15 protein-coding genes and 1 tRNA gene are annotated in these 16,083 nt (G+C 57.6%); 10 read left to right on the top strand and 6 right to left on the bottom strand.

The window, feature by feature from the left end:
- Nucleotides 1-3: 3 nt before the first annotated feature.
- Genes V8J84_RS03705 through V8J84_RS03695 form a run of 3 tightly spaced genes read left to right on the top strand, consistent with a single transcriptional unit; the run spans nucleotide 4 to nucleotide 1,765 of the window.
- Nucleotides 4-204: a hypothetical protein gene (locus V8J84_RS03705; RefSeq protein WP_339928251.1), complete on the top strand. Its 201-nt coding sequence runs from the start codon at nucleotides 4-6 to the stop codon at nucleotides 202-204.
- Nucleotides 171-1,238 (top strand): tyrosine-type recombinase/integrase, encoded by a 1,068-nt coding sequence (locus V8J84_RS03700; RefSeq protein WP_339928250.1) that lies wholly within the window; start codon nucleotides 171-173, stop codon nucleotides 1,236-1,238. Before V8J84_RS03705 ends, V8J84_RS03700 begins: the two co-directional genes overlap by 34 nt.
- Nucleotides 1,235-1,765: a hypothetical protein gene (locus tag V8J84_RS03695; RefSeq protein ID WP_339928249.1), complete on the top strand. Its 531-nt coding sequence runs from the start codon at nucleotides 1,235-1,237 to the stop codon at nucleotides 1,763-1,765. Before V8J84_RS03700 ends, V8J84_RS03695 begins: the two co-directional genes overlap by 4 nt.
- Nucleotides 1,766-1,843: 78 nt before the next feature.
- Here the strand turns inward: V8J84_RS03695 and V8J84_RS03690 are convergent.
- The 4 genes from V8J84_RS03690 to V8J84_RS03675 all read right to left on the bottom strand — a co-directional run bounded on the left by V8J84_RS03690 (nucleotide 1,844) and on the right by V8J84_RS03675 (nucleotide 4,372).
- A tRNA-Arg gene (locus tag V8J84_RS03690) sits at nucleotides 1,844-1,920 on the bottom strand.
- Nucleotides 1,921-1,943: 23 nt separating this feature from the next.
- Nucleotides 1,944-2,672, bottom strand: coding sequence for an NYN domain-containing protein (locus V8J84_RS03685; RefSeq protein ID WP_339928248.1), 729 nt, complete (start codon nucleotides 2,670-2,672; stop codon nucleotides 1,944-1,946).
- Nucleotides 2,673-2,763: 91 nt separating this feature from the next.
- Nucleotides 2,764-3,075 (bottom strand): ETC complex I subunit, encoded by a 312-nt coding sequence (locus V8J84_RS03680; protein ID WP_339928247.1) that lies wholly within the window; start codon nucleotides 3,073-3,075, stop codon nucleotides 2,764-2,766.
- 58 nt (nucleotides 3,076-3,133) lie between these two features.
- Nucleotides 3,134-4,372, bottom strand: a complete 1,239-nt coding sequence (locus V8J84_RS03675) for an aminopeptidase (protein ID WP_339928246.1) — start codon at nucleotides 4,370-4,372, stop codon at nucleotides 3,134-3,136.
- A gap of 87 nt (nucleotides 4,373-4,459) precedes the next feature.
- On the opposite strand from V8J84_RS03675, the gene V8J84_RS03670 reads away from it, so the two are divergent.
- From V8J84_RS03670 to V8J84_RS03660, 3 genes are all read left to right on the top strand, one after another.
- The gene (locus V8J84_RS03670; RefSeq protein ID WP_339928245.1) at nucleotides 4,460-5,317 is read left to right on the top strand and encodes a phosphotransferase; all 858 of its coding nucleotides are present in this window, start codon (nucleotides 4,460-4,462) and stop codon (nucleotides 5,315-5,317) included.
- A 99-nt stretch (nucleotides 5,318-5,416) separates the two neighbouring features.
- Complete coding sequence (uvrB, locus tag V8J84_RS03665) at nucleotides 5,417-7,627, top strand: excinuclease ABC subunit UvrB (protein ID WP_339928244.1); 2,211 nt, start codon at nucleotides 5,417-5,419, stop codon at nucleotides 7,625-7,627.
- A gap of 2 nt (nucleotides 7,628-7,629) precedes the next feature.
- On the top strand, nucleotides 7,630-8,556 hold the full coding sequence (locus tag V8J84_RS03660; RefSeq protein ID WP_339928243.1) for an abortive infection family protein: 927 nt from the start codon (nucleotides 7,630-7,632) through the stop codon (nucleotides 8,554-8,556).
- Here the strand turns inward: V8J84_RS03660 and V8J84_RS03655 are convergent.
- On the bottom strand, nucleotides 8,523-9,416 hold the full coding sequence (locus V8J84_RS03655) for an endonuclease (RefSeq protein WP_339928242.1): 894 nt from the start codon (nucleotides 9,414-9,416) through the stop codon (nucleotides 8,523-8,525). The genes V8J84_RS03660 and V8J84_RS03655 overlap by 34 nt on opposite strands.
- Nucleotides 9,417-9,456: 40 nt before the next feature.
- A complete protein-coding gene (locus tag V8J84_RS03650; RefSeq protein WP_339928241.1) occupies nucleotides 9,457-10,104 on the bottom strand; it encodes an NYN domain-containing protein in 648 nt (215 codons plus the stop codon).
- A gap of 219 nt (nucleotides 10,105-10,323) precedes the next feature.
- Between V8J84_RS03650 and V8J84_RS03645 the strand changes: the two genes are divergently transcribed.
- The 4 genes from V8J84_RS03645 (at nucleotide 10,324) to xsc (ending at nucleotide 16,080) form a co-directional block, all read left to right on the top strand.
- Nucleotides 10,324-11,709 carry an aminotransferase family protein gene (locus V8J84_RS03645; protein WP_339928240.1) on the top strand — a complete coding sequence of 462 codons (1,386 nt, stop codon included), beginning with the start codon at nucleotides 10,324-10,326 and terminating at the stop codon, nucleotides 11,707-11,709.
- A gap of 96 nt (nucleotides 11,710-11,805) precedes the next feature.
- A complete protein-coding gene (locus V8J84_RS03640) occupies nucleotides 11,806-12,381 on the top strand; it encodes a hypothetical protein (protein WP_339928239.1) in 576 nt (191 codons plus the stop codon).
- 243 nt (nucleotides 12,382-12,624) lie between these two features.
- Nucleotides 12,625-14,091, top strand: coding sequence for a MocR-like pyridoxine biosynthesis transcription factor PdxR (gene pdxR / locus V8J84_RS03635; RefSeq protein ID WP_339928238.1), 1,467 nt, complete (start codon nucleotides 12,625-12,627; stop codon nucleotides 14,089-14,091).
- A 216-nt stretch (nucleotides 14,092-14,307) separates the two neighbouring features.
- Nucleotides 14,308-16,080, top strand: coding sequence for a sulfoacetaldehyde acetyltransferase (xsc, locus tag V8J84_RS03630; RefSeq protein ID WP_339928237.1), 1,773 nt, complete (start codon nucleotides 14,308-14,310; stop codon nucleotides 16,078-16,080).
- Nucleotides 16,081-16,083 lie beyond the last annotated feature (3 nt).

The following is a 16,083-nucleotide window of genomic DNA, read 5'->3' as shown; positions in this document are numbered from 1 at the left end:
TTGATGCAGACAGCCGCCGCTGCGCAGTATCTTGGCGTCAGTCCGACCAAGTTTCGGGATCTAGGAATCGCCGCCAAACAAGATGGCGGCAACGTGCTCTATGACGTGCGCGACCTTGACGCTTGGGCCGATGGCCTGCCCTATAGGGAAACAGCAGACAAGGGACAGTCATGCGAAGGCGTATTCGGCAAGACAAGTTCATGATGTCAGGCGTCCACAGGATCAGGAAGCCGTCAGGCAAGGTTTTCAAATATCACCGCAAATCCGGCAAACCGCTACCCGCAGACATTCCCGAAAATCACCCCGACTTTATCGCGGCGTGGCAACAGGCCGAGACAGGCGGACAGCAGCGAAAATCCCGCAAGACGCCCGGCAGCATCGCGTGGGGGTGCGAAACCTATCTGGCGTCTGGCGACTATCTGGACCTGTCGGACGGATATAGGCCCGTGATCCGGCGTCATGTGGACGCGATTAAAACCCAATGTGAAGCGGCAACACCAACGCCGATGCTGCGCGATCTGGACGCATCAGCGATCCGCGCTGACCTGTCACCATTGCGCCCAACCGTCGCAGCATCACGCTTGAAGGCGTGGCGCAAGCTGACAGCCTTTTGGTTTGAAAGCGGCGCAACCCACAACAACGCATCAGATGGCGTGAGACGAAAACCGATTCCAAAATCGGACGGCCACACCCCGTGGCAGGCCGCTGACCTCAAAAAGTTTCGCAAGCATTGGCCAATTGGAACACCGCAACGGCTGGCCTTTGAATTGCTACAATGGACAGGCGTGCGCTGCGTTGATCTGGTCCGCCTTGGTCCGCAGATGATCGATCGCGACGGCCTGCTAACCTTTCGCCAACAAAAGACAGGCGCTGCAGCGCATGTGCCGTGGTCTGGCGATGCTTGGGGCTTGTCGTCGCAAATGACCGACCTGATCACCTGCATTGCAGGCTGCAATGACCTGCTGTTTGTCCAGACCATGCACGGGAAAGCACGATCTGCAAAATCTGTCAGCGGCTGGTTTTCGCAGGCCGCAAGCGATGCAGGACTACCACACCTTTCCGCTCACGGACTGCGCAAATATCGCATGAATGAAATGGCAGAGGCTGGCGTTCCATTGCTAGCGATGCAGTCGTGGGTCGGTCACATAACGCTTGATGAAGTGCAAGAATATACCCAAAAAGCTGACCGCCGCAGGGTGCATTTGATCTACTCCAACAGCAGGAAAAAATACGATTGACCAATAAATTCGCAAGAAAATACCGCTATTTGAGCACTCGCCAAGTTAGCGGCGAAACGCAGCTATACATAAAGCCAAAAGTCGGCAAGACAGTAAGGTTTTTTACTTCCGCTGAACCATTTACAGCCGAATTTGACGCAAACTATCAGGCCGCATGGAATGCCGGGGCGACCACGGCCGGTATTCCGGTTGCCATCGATCCGGCTCTGAAAAAATGCATCAGACAAGCTCGCAATCGAAGCCACCGTCACAATCGTGATTTTTCTCTTAAACTTGACTACGTTCGTCGGCTTTACATCCGACAAGCAGGCAAATGTGCAATTAGCGGCCTAGATTTTAAACTGGCAAAAACGACTGCTAGTCGCGTCAACCCCTATCAGCCAAGCATTGACCGAATCAACAACGAGAAGGGCTACATTAGTCGTAACGTTCGACTTGTTTTGTATGCAGTCAATATCGCACTCAACGATATTCCCATGAACGACTATATTGTTATCTCAAGAGCAGTTTCAGAGCATGGGTTGTAAACCGCCCTGTAAACCGCGCGCGGAGAAGCTGACAATAATCATAAAAAAAAGGCAGACTATAAGATGAAAAGAAGCCCTTGGCGATCCCGGGAGGACTCGAACCCCCAACATCCTGATTAGAAGTCAGGTGCTCTATCCAGTTGAGCTACGGGACCGGATGACAGCGTTTAAGTCGGTGTTAGGCGGTTTGACAAGGGTTGGAATGCATTCGCGTGTCCGTCGTCTTGGCCGCTACACCGTGAAAGCCCTGCGGCAGGAACCTGACGCGCGCATCCTTGCCCTTGGGATCAAGAGCAAACAGGTTTGGCCGTGCCGACAGATAGCCGCGCCATGTTTTTTCCGGCAGCGTACTGATCCGCACGGCATATTTCTGGTGCATTTTCGGGGCCAGCTGAGCGATCTGCATGCCCTCACCATTGGTACTATGCACCGCGATCATACTGCGGATCTGCTGATCGAGTTGGGCGATGTCGCCAGTATTTTCGCCTTTGGTCGCCTGACCCGCTGTCGCATCACCAAGATTGGCAAATGCGCTGCATTTTGCACGGAAATGGGCCGGGGCCTTGGCCTCGCCCATCCCGGTCACATGCGCGCCGTGATCGCGCAGGCGCGTGGCGACGTGCGAAAAATCCCCGTCAGAGCTTGCGATGACGAAGTGCCGTACACCGCGCAACAGGGCCAATTCCAACGCGTCGAGTGCAAGGAGGACGTCAGCCGCGTTCTTGCCCGCGCCAGCATGCATGACTTGAAACTGGTCGGCGGCGTGCCATCCGGTGCCACTGCTGGCGTCGCAATAGACGCGCATTGTCTGAAGCTGCCCGCAAGTTGCGGCATGGGCAATGATCTGACGGGCATGGGACGGACTGACGTTGTCGCCGTCAACAAGCACCGCAATAGAGTTGGACATACAATTTACCTGAGTTGCTAATGCAAGTTCAGGTTGTCAGCGAAATGCGCCGAAATTTCGGCGACGGTTCGAGAATGTCGGGAAGACCCGCTTAGTGCGTCCACGCCCCGCGACGGTTGGTCGCAAAGTTTTCGGCATAACCACCGGCGCGGATGTTTTGCTTACGCTCTTTGGGGTCGGTGACGATTGCCTCGATCCCGTTTTCCTTGGCGTAGGACAGTGCCTCTTCCTTGGAATGAAAGCGCAGGCGCACCTGAGACTGGGTGTCGTCGGACGATGTCCAGCCCATCAACGGGTCAATCTCGCGGGCAGTTTCGTTCACGAAATCCAGCACCCATTCGTTGGTCTTGGCCGTGCCCGAGGACATGGCGGTTTTGGCTGGCTTATAGATTCGTGCACGCATGGCGATATCTCCTTGGCTGGTGGCGTTATCGGGCAATTCCGGTGCCCGCGCAAGTGGGTCAGAAGGCCCACTCGCCCTTGCGCATCACAGGCACCACATCGCCCGTCGCAGTGATCCCGTCGATATCAACCGCGTCCGATCCCATCATCCAATCGACATGGATCAGCGATTGGTTGCCGCCCTTTTGCTGGAGTTCTTCCGGCGAATACTCCGACCCGCCCTCGATGGTATCGGCGTAGCACTGGCCCAGCGCGATGTGGCAAGACGCGTTTTCATCAAACAGCGTGTTGAAGAACAGCGTGTCAGTCTGGCTGATCGGGCTGGAGTCCGGGACCAGCGCCACCTCACCAATGCGGCTGGCGCCGTCGTCCACCTTGAGCAGTTCGCGGAACACGTCCTCGCCTTTGGTCGCGTTGGCCTCCACGATCTTGCCTGCCTCGAACCGGACAGAGATGCCTTCGATCACGCTGCCTTGGTGGGCAAGCGGTTTGGTCGCGCTGGCCGTGCCGTCGACCTTGTAGGCGTGCGGGCAGGTGAAGACCTCTTCGGTAGGGATATTAGGCTGGCAGGTCACGCCGTTCAGCGCGGGCGATGCGCCGCCCTTCCAAATGTGACCGTCTGCCAGACCCAAGCGCAAGTCCGTGCCGGGGCCGGTGTATTGCAGTGCCGAAAAGCGGTGATCATTCAACCACTTCACCCGCTTTTTCAGTTCTGCCGTGTGGTTGGCCCAGTTTTCCACCGGATCGTCGCCCTCAAGACGGGACGCGGCATAGATCGCATCCATCAACTTGCCCTGCGCCTCCTCCACCGGCAAATCGGGATAGACCTGCGCGGCCCAGCCTTCTGTTGGATACGCCACGATGTTCCAATTCACCTCAAAGCCCACAATCGGGTTCATCGCAGGTTTCGCGGCAATGGATTGTGCCTTGCTGGCGCGGGCGATTTTCGCGGGGTCCTGATCGGCCAGCAGCATCGGGTCGTCGCCAGCAATCGCCATACGCGCAGCACCGTCCTTGAACGCTTTGCCCATCCCCTCGAACAGCCATGCGGGTGCGCGGTCAAAGCTGTCGTCGTGGCCGTGTTCGTAGCGCGCCTTCGTGATCGCGCCGTCGCTAAAAATCGGGATGACCAGACCGGCACCCGCCTTATACGCGTGCTCGGCGATCAGGCGCACCAAAGGTGCTGCGTCCAAGGGTGCCGTGATAATCAGGTCCTGCCCTTCTTGCAGGTTCACACCTGTGCGCACAGCCACCTCTGCCAGTTTATCAAGTTTGACGGGATCGATATGGTCTGACATGGCGCGTTCCTTTTTGCGGTTGCGCTGAACCTATGACCTCCTAGCTTGACGTCAACAGGGCTTTGAGCCCGCATGGGGCCGGATCACATGAAACTCAACGTCAGCACGGATGATGCAGCGGCCGCGCGGATTGCCCACCGTTGGAATCTGACGCTAAGTGACTGCGTGGCCGATACACCGCGCGCCCGCGTCTTTCGGGCGACGGGGGCGCAGGGGGATTGCGCGCTGAAGCTTTATCGCAAGGTCGGTGCCAGCGGCGAAGGGGCCGCCACGCAATTCCTGCGCGCCCTGCCCGATGGCCTGGGTGTGCGGGTCTACCGGATGAATACGTTGCGCACCGCTGTTCTGATGGAGTGGCTGGACGGCACACCGCTCGATGTCATTGCGCAAACTGACATGGCACAGGCCACAGCCCTTCTGGCGCAGGTCGCCCATGATATCGGCAAGGTGCAGTTTAGACGCCAGTTTGCGTATCAGCGGGTCGCACCGCTGTTGTTTGCGGATTTCGCAAAGGCCGCAAAACGTGGCGTGCCCGACGATCTGGCGGCGTATTTCAATCAAGCCCGCAGTCTGTTGGTCCACCTTATCGACACCAGCCCGCCCGAGCGGGTGATCCACGGCGATCTTGGGTTTCAAAACGTGATGCTGACACCAGGTGGCCCGCGCGCGTTTGACCCAAAGGGCTGGCGCGCCGATCCTGCGGTTGAGCTTGCCTTGTCCATGATCCGCCCGTTTGAAGATCTCGACCCCGACACGCTGTCCCAACGGATCGCGGAGCGTGGCGCGGTGTTCGCTGACGCCACCGGTGCCAGCCAGCAACGATTGATCCAGTGGGCCGCAGTCAGCATCGCACAGCAGGTCTTGTGCCGCAGCCGAACCGACCCGCGCGACCACCCGCTTTATCCGGTTCTGCCGTCTTTACTGGCGCAAGCTGCGCAGGGATAGACCGGATCGGCGTCATTGCTGCCATTTCCTGTCAGGAGCAGACCTTGAACCTGCCCCCTTGCGCAACACATATTGAAGCAACCCCGAAGGATGCTGCCCATGGCCTATGCCCAGACCGACAAGCGCGAGATCGAGACCGTGCAATATATGTCCAATCCGGCGCCGGATGTGAAAACCCGCGACAAGCTGGAAGGCGGCAAGACATTCGTGTTGCAGACCGAGTTCGAGGCGGCAGGCGATCAGCCCACGGCAATCAAGGAATTGTCCGAAGGGATCATCGCGGGCGAGCGGGATCAGGTGCTGTTGGGTGCGACCGGCACCGGTAAGACCTTCACGATGGCCAAGATGATCGAGGAAACGCAGCGACCCGCGATTATTCTTGCGCCAAATAAGACACTGGCGGCTCAGCTATACGGTGAGTTTAAAGGGTTCTTTCCTGACAACGCCGTCGAGTATTTTGTCAGCTACTACGACTACTACCAGCCAGAAGCCTACGTCGCGCGGTCCGATACCTATATCGAGAAAGAAAGCCAGATCAACGAACAGATCGACCGCATGCGCCACTCGGCCACGCGCGCGCTCTTGGAGCGGGACGATGTGATCATCGTGGCGTCGGTGTCGTGCATCTACGGTATCGGATCGGTCGAAACCTACGGCGCCATGACGCAGGATATTTACGTGGGCCGCGACTATGACCAACGCGGGATCATCGCCGATCTTGTTGCACAGCAATACCGCCGTAACGATCAGGGCTTTCAGCGCGGCTGCTTCCGTGTGCGTGGCGATAGTCTTGAGGTGTGGCCCGCCCACCTTGATGACCGCGCGTGGAAGCTGTCGTTCTTTGGCGAGGAACTGGAAAGCATCACCGAATTCGACCCGCTGACCGGGCACAAGACCGACACGTTCGAGAAGGTCCGCATCTACGCCAATTCCCACTATGTGACGCCGAAACCGACGATGCAGCAGGCCATTATCGGCATCAAGAAAGAGCTGCGGATGCGGCTGGATCAGCTTGTCGCCGATGGCAAATTGCTCGAGGCGCAGCGGTTGGAGCAACGCACCAACTTCGACCTTGAAATGCTGGAGGCCACAGGCGTCTGCAACGGGATCGAGAACTATTCCCGCTATCTGACAGGCCGCGCACCGGGTGAGCCGCCGCCCACCCTGTTCGAATTTATCCCCGACAACGCAATTGTCTTTGCAGACGAAAGCCACGTTTCCGTGCCCCAAATCGGTGGCATGTACAAAGGCGACTACCGCCGCAAATTCACGCTGGCCGAACACGGCTTCCGCCTGCCGTCGTGCATGGACAACCGCCCACTGAAGTTCGAGGAATGGGACGCGATGCGCCCGCAATCGGTGTTCGTCTCTGCCACCCCCGCCGCGTGGGAGTTGGAGCAGGCGGGCGGTGTGTTCACCGAGCAGATCATCCGCCCGACAGGCCTGATTGACCCCAAGATCGAAATCCGCCCCGTGGAAATGCAGGTCGATGATTTGCTGGACGAAGTGCGCAAGGTCGCCGCTGACGGCTACCGCACGCTGTGCACCACGCTGACGAAACGCATGGCCGAGGATCTGACCGAATACATGCACGAACAGGGCATCCGCGTGCGCTACATGCACTCGGACATTGATACCATCGAGCGGATTGAGATTCTGCGCGACCTGCGGCTTGGCGCGTTTGACGTGCTGATCGGGATCAACCTGCTGCGCGAGGGATTGGATATTCCCGAATGCGGACTGGTCGCTATTCTGGACGCCGACAAAGAAGGCTTCCTGCGCTCCGAGACGTCCCTCGTGCAGACCATCGGGCGCGCCGCGCGTAACGCCGAAGGCCGCGTGATCATGTACGCCGACCGCATCACCGGTTCGATGGACCGCGCGATGAAGGAAACCGAACGCCGCCGCGCCAAGCAGATGGCCTACAACGAAGAGCATGGCATCACGCCGACGACGGTCAAAAAGAACGTCGAGGATATTCTGGCCGGCCTCTACAAAGGCGACACCGATCAGGCCCGCGTCACCGCGAAGGTCGACAAAGGCATGGGCGGGAACCTCGCCACTGTGCTGGAAGGCCTGCGCACAGATATGCGCAAAGCCGCCGAGAACCTCGAGTTCGAGGAGGCGGCGCGTTTACGCGATGAGGTGAAGCGTTTGGAAACCGTCGAGTTGACCATCGCCGACGACCCGCTTGCGCGACAACAAGCCGTCGATAAAGCGGTCGAGGACAGCAAGGCGAAGTCAGGGCGGTCGACGGGTGGCCGTGGTGGGATGCGCGGCGGTAAGAGCAGGTATGGGGGAAAGCGTTAGCGATGGCAAAGCTGAAAAATCGCCACTGGGATCAGATTCAAAGTTGGTTTTGTCCTGAACCCGGATACGTTCTTGATTTCAGCAACAAAACTTTTGCCCAATTTTTTGAGGATGAGTTCGAAACAAATATTTACGCTGACGTTTTTAGTGAAAATGGCACTTCCAAGTATAACCGACTAAGAACTTTCATCATTATTTCACCTCCACATCTCGTAATAGAGTTGCTCAATTTGCTGTGGTCTCGGAAGCAATCCGAGAGAGACAGTCATTTAGAGGAAGCTATCCGCAGTTTAGGCGAATGGTCGACTACTGATCCTGAGTATGTCGCAGCTTTGCAATCATCTGCTGCTATTGAAGATGAAACAATTAGATTGATGATCGCGGAAATTGCCGGACTGCCAAGCCACTCATCCATGCCTCATCTTAGGCAGCTTAGCGAAGAGTGGACACTCGACTCTCTGGACAGAGAGATCACTCGAGCCATAGAAAGCCTAGATAAAGATCCTGAGGCCGCACTCACCGCTGCATGTGCGATGCTTGAAAGTGTTTGTCGTTCCATTCTCGTCAAGCGCCCTCCTGGCCTCCCCAAGAAGATGGATATCAAAAGCCTCTACTATGCCGTGAGAGAACCACTCGGGCTGTCACCTTCCAAGGAAATTGGCGATACAGAAATTGAGGCTGATGTCCGTGCAATTTTAAGCGGGATAAGCAATACCGTAAGCGGAATTGGCGCCCTTCGTACTCATGCGGGGACAGCGCACGGTAGAGAAAAGGGATTTAGACGTATTGATCCTAGGATCGCCCGTCTTGCGGTAAATAGCGCATCCTCCATTTCAATTTTCTTAGTCGAAACTTGGGAGAAACGCTTTCCTGAGGACAAACTCCTGATTGAACCTCACTCCACCACAAAATCCGCAACCACCGGATAATGGTCCGTCGGCCATTCGCCCAGAAATTTCTGACGCAACACCTGTGTCTCTCCCACCTGCATGATGCCATCCGTCACGCCTATGTGGTCGATCGCGCCAAAAAGGTTGAGGCCGTAGTTGAGGTGGTAGGTGCTGCCTTGCACGTCTACGAATTTCAGCCCCTTGGCGCCGATAATCTGTTGCGGGACACCTCCCGCGCGGGCGTTGAGGTCACCGATGACCATGACATTCTCGCCTGCATCCACCCAAGGGGCGATGCGCTCGGCGATCAGCTCGGAAGATAGCCTGCGGTTGCTGGCACTCTTATATTCCAGATGCACGTTCACCACCCGCATTGTCGTGTCCCCGTCGCGGAACAGCGACCATGAAGCGAAGGCCGGAAACGAGCCGTTGAAGGTGCGCGAATAGATCACGTCGGGCGTGTCGGAGAAGAAGAACCAGCCTTGATCCAGCATCTCCAGCCGGTCTGTGCGGTAAAAGATCGGCTGGGTTGACGGAAACACACGCGCATCACCGTTCGCGGCGGCAGCAAAGGCGGGGTTGCGCTCCAGCAGGTAGTCGCGGGCGAGGTTAACATTGCCGTCGTCGCCGCGTGCGAAGCTTTCCATCTCCTGAAAGGCCACAATATCGGCATCGAGTGTTTTGAAGGCAGCGTCCAGAGGTGCTTTGCGCCTCTCCCAGTCACCCACCGACCATGCGCCGGTTTCTTCCTCCAGAATGATGTAGTGCACGTTGTAAGTTGCCACGCGCAGCGCATTGGCGGGTTTGGCCAGCAGCGGCACGTTGTCAGGGCCGGAACACGCGACAAGAGCCACGGCGGCCGCCGCGATGGTCGCGACAAATGCAATCAAACGTTTCATAAGTACCACGGTGAAAGCAGTAGCAAAAAAGCACAAGCATTTATCGGCGTTTGCTATCCCACATCACGCTGCCTTGTTGCCAGCGCCCCCGCAGAAAACGCTTATGATCGCCAACCATCTCGAATTGCGGCTTCCAGTCGCGATAGCGATCATTCGAGACGATCCGCAGGCGGTGCGTGGTTGCGAAATCGAGTATCCATTCATCAGCGACCACACCGCTATGGGCAACGCAGACATGCGCCTTTTTGATAGACATGATCTCTGCAAGCTGCGCCTCGTCGTAATAGCGATCATCAAGCATATAGCCGGCATTGGCATCGAAAAATACGATGGGCGTCTTGCCCTGTTTCTCAAGGCCACGGATCACACGACGCAGGACATTGACGTCAGGATCGCCACCCCAGTGCATGACATTGGAACCGTCCACGACGATGGCGTTGGGTGGCACGGCGGGCGCGTTGTCGTCGCGCTTCTCCCGCTTGGGCTTTGTACGGTGGTGTGACCCGCGCTGCGCGGACTGGCGTTTGCGCGTCTGGCCACGATTGGACCTGCGGCCACCACCTTTGCGGGCAACAGCCTTGCGACGACCACCTTTCCGGCGGGGTGCATCGCGGTAGTCCGCCCTCAAGACCTGAATAAGAAGCCAGACCAGAACAGCCATGATCACTGTGAGTAAGATTTCAGGCATACCTATCATAGTGCGGACCATACTGCGGGAATGATTGCCAGACTATGCGTGCAAAAGGGTTATTCTGCGGCAGACGGGCCTTCATCGGATTGGACTTAAATGATCCATCCTTCTGGCCCTACTGGTGCAACCTATTCACCACGAAAGATGAAGCCTGATACACTGTGTCTGCGCCAAGATTCGCAGCGCCCGCCCCTTTTGCAAATGGAGTGCCCTGTTATGGACTATTCGCTTTCCAACGATCCCGGTCACATCGTCGAGGCTGACCGCGCTCACGTCTGGCACCACCTGTCCCAGCACAAACCCTACGAGACCGCCGTTGATCCGCGCATCATCGTGGAAGGCAAGGGCATGAAGGTCTGGGACATCAAGGGCAAAGAGCATACCGATGCCGTGTCCGGCGGCGTCTGGACCGTGAATGTGGGCTACGGTCGCAAGCGGATCGGTGACGCGATTGCCAAGCAAGTGACCAAGATGTGTTTCTTCGGTGGCACCGCTGGCACGATCCCCGGATCAAATTTTGCCGAGATGCTGATCGACAAGATGCCCGGTCTGGACCGCGTTTATTATGCGAACTCCGGCTCTGAAGCGAATGAAAAAGCGTTCAAGATGGTGCGCCAGATCAGCCACAAGCATCATGGCGGCAAGAAGCACAAAATCCTGTTCCGCGAGCGTGACTACCACGGCACGACCATCGCTGCCCTGTCCGCTGGCGGTCAGGAAGAGCGTAACGCGCAATATGGCCCGTTCACCCCCGGTTTCGTCGCCGTGCCGCACTGCCTTGAGTATCGCAGCCAGGACGGATCGACGGGTGAGGCCTATACCGCCGCATCGCTTAAAGCGATTGAGGACGTGATCCTGCGCGAAGGGGCCGACACCATCGGCTCGCTTTGCCTTGAGCCGATCACGGCGGGCGGCGGCATTATCGTGCCACCCGTGGGCTATTGGGACGGCGTGCAAGAGCTTTGCAAAAAGTACGACATCCTGCTGCATATCGACGAAGTTGTTTGCGGCGTGGGCCGCACCGGCACTTGGTTCGGCTATCAGCAGTTTGGCGTGCAGCCCGACATCGTGACGATGGCAAAGGGTGTGGCGTCTGGTTATGCGGCGATCTCGTGCTGCGTGACGACAAACGCTGTCTTTGACCAGTTCAAGGACGACACCGACCGCATGTCATACTTCCGCGATATCTCGACCTTCGGCGGATGCACCGCTGGCCCTGCTGCCGCGATTGAGAACATGCGCATCATCGAAGAAGAGAACTTGCTGCAAAACTCTGTCGACATGGGCGCGCATCTGAACGCAAACCTGATGGCCCTGATGGAAAAGCACCGCTGGGTCGGTGACGTGCGCGGCAAGGGTCTGTTTGCGGGTGTCGAACTGGTGCAGGACCGCGACAGCAAAGAGCCTGTGGACGAAAAGCATGTGGCCGCGATTGTTGCCGACTGTATGGCGCAGGGCGTTATCATCGGTGCGACCAACCGGTCTTTGCCGGGGTTCAACAACACATTGCTGTTCGCGCCGCCCCTGATCGCCACAAAGGACGATCTGGATCACGTGACGGATGCTGTCGATCAGGCCATGACCCGCGTTCTGGGCGCCTGATTTTCTCCGAACACAAATGAAAATGCCCGACCCGCCCAGCGCGTGTCGGGCATTTTTTGTTAGGTCTGCATCGGCAATAGGCGTATATTCGGGGCCATGACATACACACGCATGATTGCCGCCACCCTAATCGTCACCGGCCTGACCGCTTGCAGCAGCAGCTCAAACAGCAGCCCGCCGCCGGACCCGAGCTATGCCGATCTACTGACACAACGCAATGACATCCGCGCCCTCGTCAGCACCAGCGCATCGCAAAGCGATCTGCCGCCGGGCGGATCGGCGGAATACCGTGGGGCATATGCCGGTGTGTTTGTCACTGCGCGTGACGCGCCAGCCATCCAGATTGCCGGACCGGCAGTGATGGACGTGGCCTTCGGAAGCTCACCAACGGCTGACCTGCGCATTGACCGGATCACGAGCGATACGCTTCCCGATCTAAGCGGCGAACTGGTCGCGAATGATATGGCGATCACAAACGGCCAGATCGAAGACAGCACAACGTTGATGCTGACAGGCGTTCCGGTGGGTGGTGCCACGGCAACGCTTGAATCAGATGTGTTTATTTTCGGCTCGTTCTCGGTCAATGCCAATCAGGCGATTGGCAATATCACGACCGGCGCCACCGAAGGGTTCAATACGAACGGTAATTTTGCAGTGGCGCGTCAACCATAACGCTTTGCGTTGCAACGGGCACAATACGGTCTGTCTTTGCCAGCGTTTCAGACGTGGCAAATGTTGCAAGGCAAAGTCCGCCAAGTGTGACGATAAATCCAAGGGATAGCAGGCGCATCGGTGTCTCCATTTGCTGTTATGAAGGTTGAACGCGCGACCCCGCGATTTCCGTCACAAAAAACTGCATGTCTTGCCAAAAAAGTTTGATAGGTCCAATCTGCGCCCGAGTTAGGACCAGATTTCATGACCATCTCTATCGAGACATTCTTCCTTGATCCCAATGCCGAAGGGACGCTGCAGGCACGTATCCAGCAGATGATTGCGCAGGGTATTCTGGCCGGGCGATTTCGTCCGGGTGAACGTCTACCCTCCAGCCGTAAGATGGCTGCGCATCTGGGTGTCAGCCGGATCACCGTCACGCTGGCTTATACCGAACTGGTGGCCGATGATTATCTGACGTCCAAAGGGCGATCAGGCTATTTTGTGTCCCAGAACGCGCCAGAGCCACCCGCCTTTCCTGCGCAGCAATCGGGCGAAGGGACCGTGGACTGGAACCGTGCGCTTGGGCAACGCTTTGGCCCGTCGCTTGGCATGGATAAGCCCGCCGACTGGTCCAGCTATCGCTATCCCTTCATTTACGGTCAGGCCGATCCGACGCTCTTTGACAGTGCAAACTGGCGGTTGTGTGCCTTGCAAGCCTTGGGAAAGCGCGACTTTGTGGCGCTGACGTCAGACTATTTTGATGGCGATGATCCCAAGCTGATTGAATTTATCGCCCGCCAGACGCTTCCACGCCGTGGCATCCTTGCCGGACCGGATGAAATTCTGGTGACAATGGGCGCGCAGAACGCGCTGTGGCTCTCTGCACAGGTCTTGCTGAACAGCCGTAAACGCGCCGTGATCGAAAATCCCTGCTATCCGGCCCTGCGCAGTATCCTGACCCATTCGCGCTGTCATCTGTCCACCGTGACGGTCGACGAGCACGGGCTGCCGCCAGATGCCTTGCCCGACGATACAGACGTTGTTTTCACCACGCCAAGCCACCAATGCCCGACAGCCGCCACAATGCCGCTGAACCGCAGGCAGGCCTTGCTGGATCGGGCCGAGGAACAGGATTTCCTGATCGTCGAGGACGACTACGAATTTGAAATGTCGTTCCTGAAATCGCCCTCGCCCGCGTTGAAGTCACTGGATCGCAACGGTCGCGTGATCTATGTCGGATCGTTTTCGAAATCACTCTTCCCCGGTTTGCGGCTTGGCTATCTTGTCGGGCCCGCGCCATTCATTCGCGAAGCGCGCGCTTTGCGGGCGTCGGTCTTGCGACACCCACCGGGACATATCCAGCGCACTGTCAGCTATTATCTGTCGCTGGGGCACTACGATGCGTTGGTCCGCCGGATGAGCAACGCCTACCATGATCGCAGACAGGTCATTGATACCGCGCTGACGCAGCAAGGAATGACCGTGGCGGGTCAAGGTGCCTACGGCGGATCATCGGTTTGGCTGAAAGCACCAGAGGGTTGCGACACCACACAACTGGCGCAGACCCTGCGACAGCAAAGCGTTCTGATCGAACCGGGCGCACCGTTTTTTGCACAGGACGATCCACCACAGAACTATTTCAGACTGGCTTATTCGTCGATCCCCGCATCACGCATCCCCGACGGAATCGCGCTGATTGCTGATGCCATTCGCAAAACCTGCGCTTAATTGTCCCGCTCCAACCACCGTGATTGCGCGCTGCAATGTAAGCGTTTACATCTTGCGCAGGCTTTCGCGGCTTGAAGACATGATATACTTGCATCTGGATTTAACCGACCACACCAACTGGCCCTAACGTAGTAGGTGCGCCGACAATAATGTCGCGCCAGTATAATCGGGGGCTTTCGCTCACGCCAAACCGTATTCCTAAGGGGGAAAACATCCATGAAAATGACTACAGAAGAAGCCTTCGTCAAAACGCTGCAAATGCACGGCATCAAGCACGCGTTCGGGATCATCGGTTCGGCCATGATGCCGATCTCTGACATTTTCCCCACTGCTGGCATCACGTTCTGGGACTGCGCCCACGAAGGCTCTGCCGGTATGATGGCAGACGGCTACACCCGCGCCACCGGTGAGATGTCGATGATGATCGCCCAGAACGGCCCCGGCATTACCAACTTTGTAACGGCGGTGAAAACCGCCTACTGGAACCACACACCTTGTCTGCTGGTCACACCGCAGGCCGCCAACAAGACAATTGGTCAAGGTGGTTTTCAGGAAATGGAACAGATGAACCTGTTCGCCGATTGCGTGGCGTATCAGGAAGAAGTGCGTGACCCATCCCGCGTGGCCGAAACGCTGAACCGCGTCATCATGCAGGCCAAGCGTGCATCAGCCCCCGCACAGATCAACATCCCACGCGATTTCTGGACGCAGGTTGTTGATATCGAACTGCCAATGATCGTGGACTTTGAGCGTCCCTCCGGTGGTGAAACAGCGATCGAGAAAGCCGCTGAACTGCTGTCGAACGCTAAGTTCCCCGTCATTCTGAACGGTGCCGGTGTTGTTCTGGCAGAAGGCGGCATTGAGGCCTCCAAGATGCTGGCCGAGAAGCTGGATGCGCCCGTTTGCGTGGGCTACCAGCACAACGACGCATTCCCCGGCAACCACCCCCTGTTTGCTGGCCCTCTGGGCTATAACGGCAGCAAGGCCGGTATGGAGCTGATCAACAAAGCCGACGTCGTGCTGGCGCTTGGCACGCGCCTTAATCCGTTTTCGACCCTGCCGGGCTACGGCATTGATTACTGGCCGACAGATGCAAAGATAATTCAGGTTGATATCAACCCTGATCGCATCGGCCTGACCAAGAAAGTCACCGTGGGCATCGTGGCTGACGCGGCAAAAGCTGCCAAAGGTATTCTTGCCAACCTGTCCGATGATGCAGGTGACGCAGGCCGTGATGATCGCAAGAACCTGATCGCCAAGACGAAGTCGGCTTGGGCGCAGGAACTGACGTCGATGGATCACGAGGACGACGATCCGGGCACAACATGGAACGAACGCGCCCGCGAAGCACGCCCCGACTGGATGTCACCGCGTCAGGCATGGCGCGCCATTCAGGCAGCAATGCCCGATAACGCGATCATCTCGTCCGACATTGGCAACAACTGCGCCATCGGTAACGCTTATCCGTCCTTCCCTGAAGGCCGCAAGTATCTGGCACCGGGTCTGTTCGGCCCCTGCGGTTATGGCCTGCCATCCATCGTGGGCGCCAAGATCGGCCAGCCCGACGTGCCTGTGATCGGCTTTGCCGGTGACGGTGCGTTTGGTATCGCCGTGAACGAGCTGACCGCGATTGGCCGCGATGAATGGCCTGCCGTCACGCAGATCGTGTTCCGCAACTACCAGTGGGGTGCTGAAAAGCGGAACTCCACCCTGTGGTTCGACGACAACTTCGTCGGCACCGAGCTGGACATGAAAGTGTCCTACGCCGGTATCGCACAGGCCTGTGGCCTCAAGGGTGTTCAGGCCAAGACGATGGACGAACTGACCGAGATGCTGAACCAGGCGATCAAGGATCAGATGGAGAACAACGAAACCACCCTGATCGAGGTCATCCTGAACCAGGAACTGGGCGAGCCGTTCCGCCGCGACGCCATGAAGAAGCCAGTGCGCGTGGCCGGTGTCTCTGCCACCGATATGGCCGCCGAGTAGGCG

This window comes from Yoonia sp. 208BN28-4, assembly GCF_037543925.1.
Taxonomy (GTDB): domain Bacteria; phylum Pseudomonadota; class Alphaproteobacteria; order Rhodobacterales; family Rhodobacteraceae; genus Yoonia.
Note: the sequence above shows the minus strand (reverse complement) of the source record. Positions and strands in the feature narration are given on the sequence as shown.

Excerpts from the sequence above, each read along its gene's own strand:
- V8J84_RS03670 (WP_339928245.1), top strand. The coding sequence starts at position 4,460 with ATGAAACTCAACGTCAGCACGGATGATGCAGCGGCCGCGCGGATTGCC.
- pdxR (WP_339928238.1), top strand. The coding sequence starts at position 12,625 with ATGACCATCTCTATCGAGACATTCTTCCTTGATCCCAATGCCGAAGGG.
- V8J84_RS03675 (WP_339928246.1), bottom strand. The coding sequence starts at position 4,372 with ATGTCAGACCATATCGATCCCGTCAAACTTGATAAACTGGCAGAGGTG.
- V8J84_RS03650 (WP_339928241.1), bottom strand. The coding sequence starts at position 10,104 with ATGCCTGAAATCTTACTCACAGTGATCATGGCTGTTCTGGTCTGGCTT.
- V8J84_RS03700 (WP_339928250.1), top strand. The coding sequence starts at position 171 with ATGCGAAGGCGTATTCGGCAAGACAAGTTCATGATGTCAGGCGTCCAC.
- V8J84_RS03660 (WP_339928243.1), top strand. The coding sequence starts at position 7,630 with ATGGCAAAGCTGAAAAATCGCCACTGGGATCAGATTCAAAGTTGGTTT.
- V8J84_RS03705 (WP_339928251.1), top strand. The coding sequence starts at position 4 with ATGCAGACAGCCGCCGCTGCGCAGTATCTTGGCGTCAGTCCGACCAAG.
- V8J84_RS03640 (WP_339928239.1), top strand. The coding sequence starts at position 11,806 with ATGACATACACACGCATGATTGCCGCCACCCTAATCGTCACCGGCCTG.
- uvrB (WP_339928244.1), top strand. The coding sequence starts at position 5,417 with ATGGCCTATGCCCAGACCGACAAGCGCGAGATCGAGACCGTGCAATAT.
- xsc (WP_339928237.1), top strand. The coding sequence starts at position 14,308 with ATGAAAATGACTACAGAAGAAGCCTTCGTCAAAACGCTGCAAATGCAC.
- V8J84_RS03645 (WP_339928240.1), top strand. The coding sequence starts at position 10,324 with ATGGACTATTCGCTTTCCAACGATCCCGGTCACATCGTCGAGGCTGAC.
- V8J84_RS03685 (WP_339928248.1), bottom strand. The coding sequence starts at position 2,672 with ATGTCCAACTCTATTGCGGTGCTTGTTGACGGCGACAACGTCAGTCCG.
- V8J84_RS03655 (WP_339928242.1), bottom strand. The coding sequence starts at position 9,416 with ATGAAACGTTTGATTGCATTTGTCGCGACCATCGCGGCGGCCGCCGTG.
- V8J84_RS03680 (WP_339928247.1), bottom strand. The coding sequence starts at position 3,075 with ATGCGTGCACGAATCTATAAGCCAGCCAAAACCGCCATGTCCTCGGGC.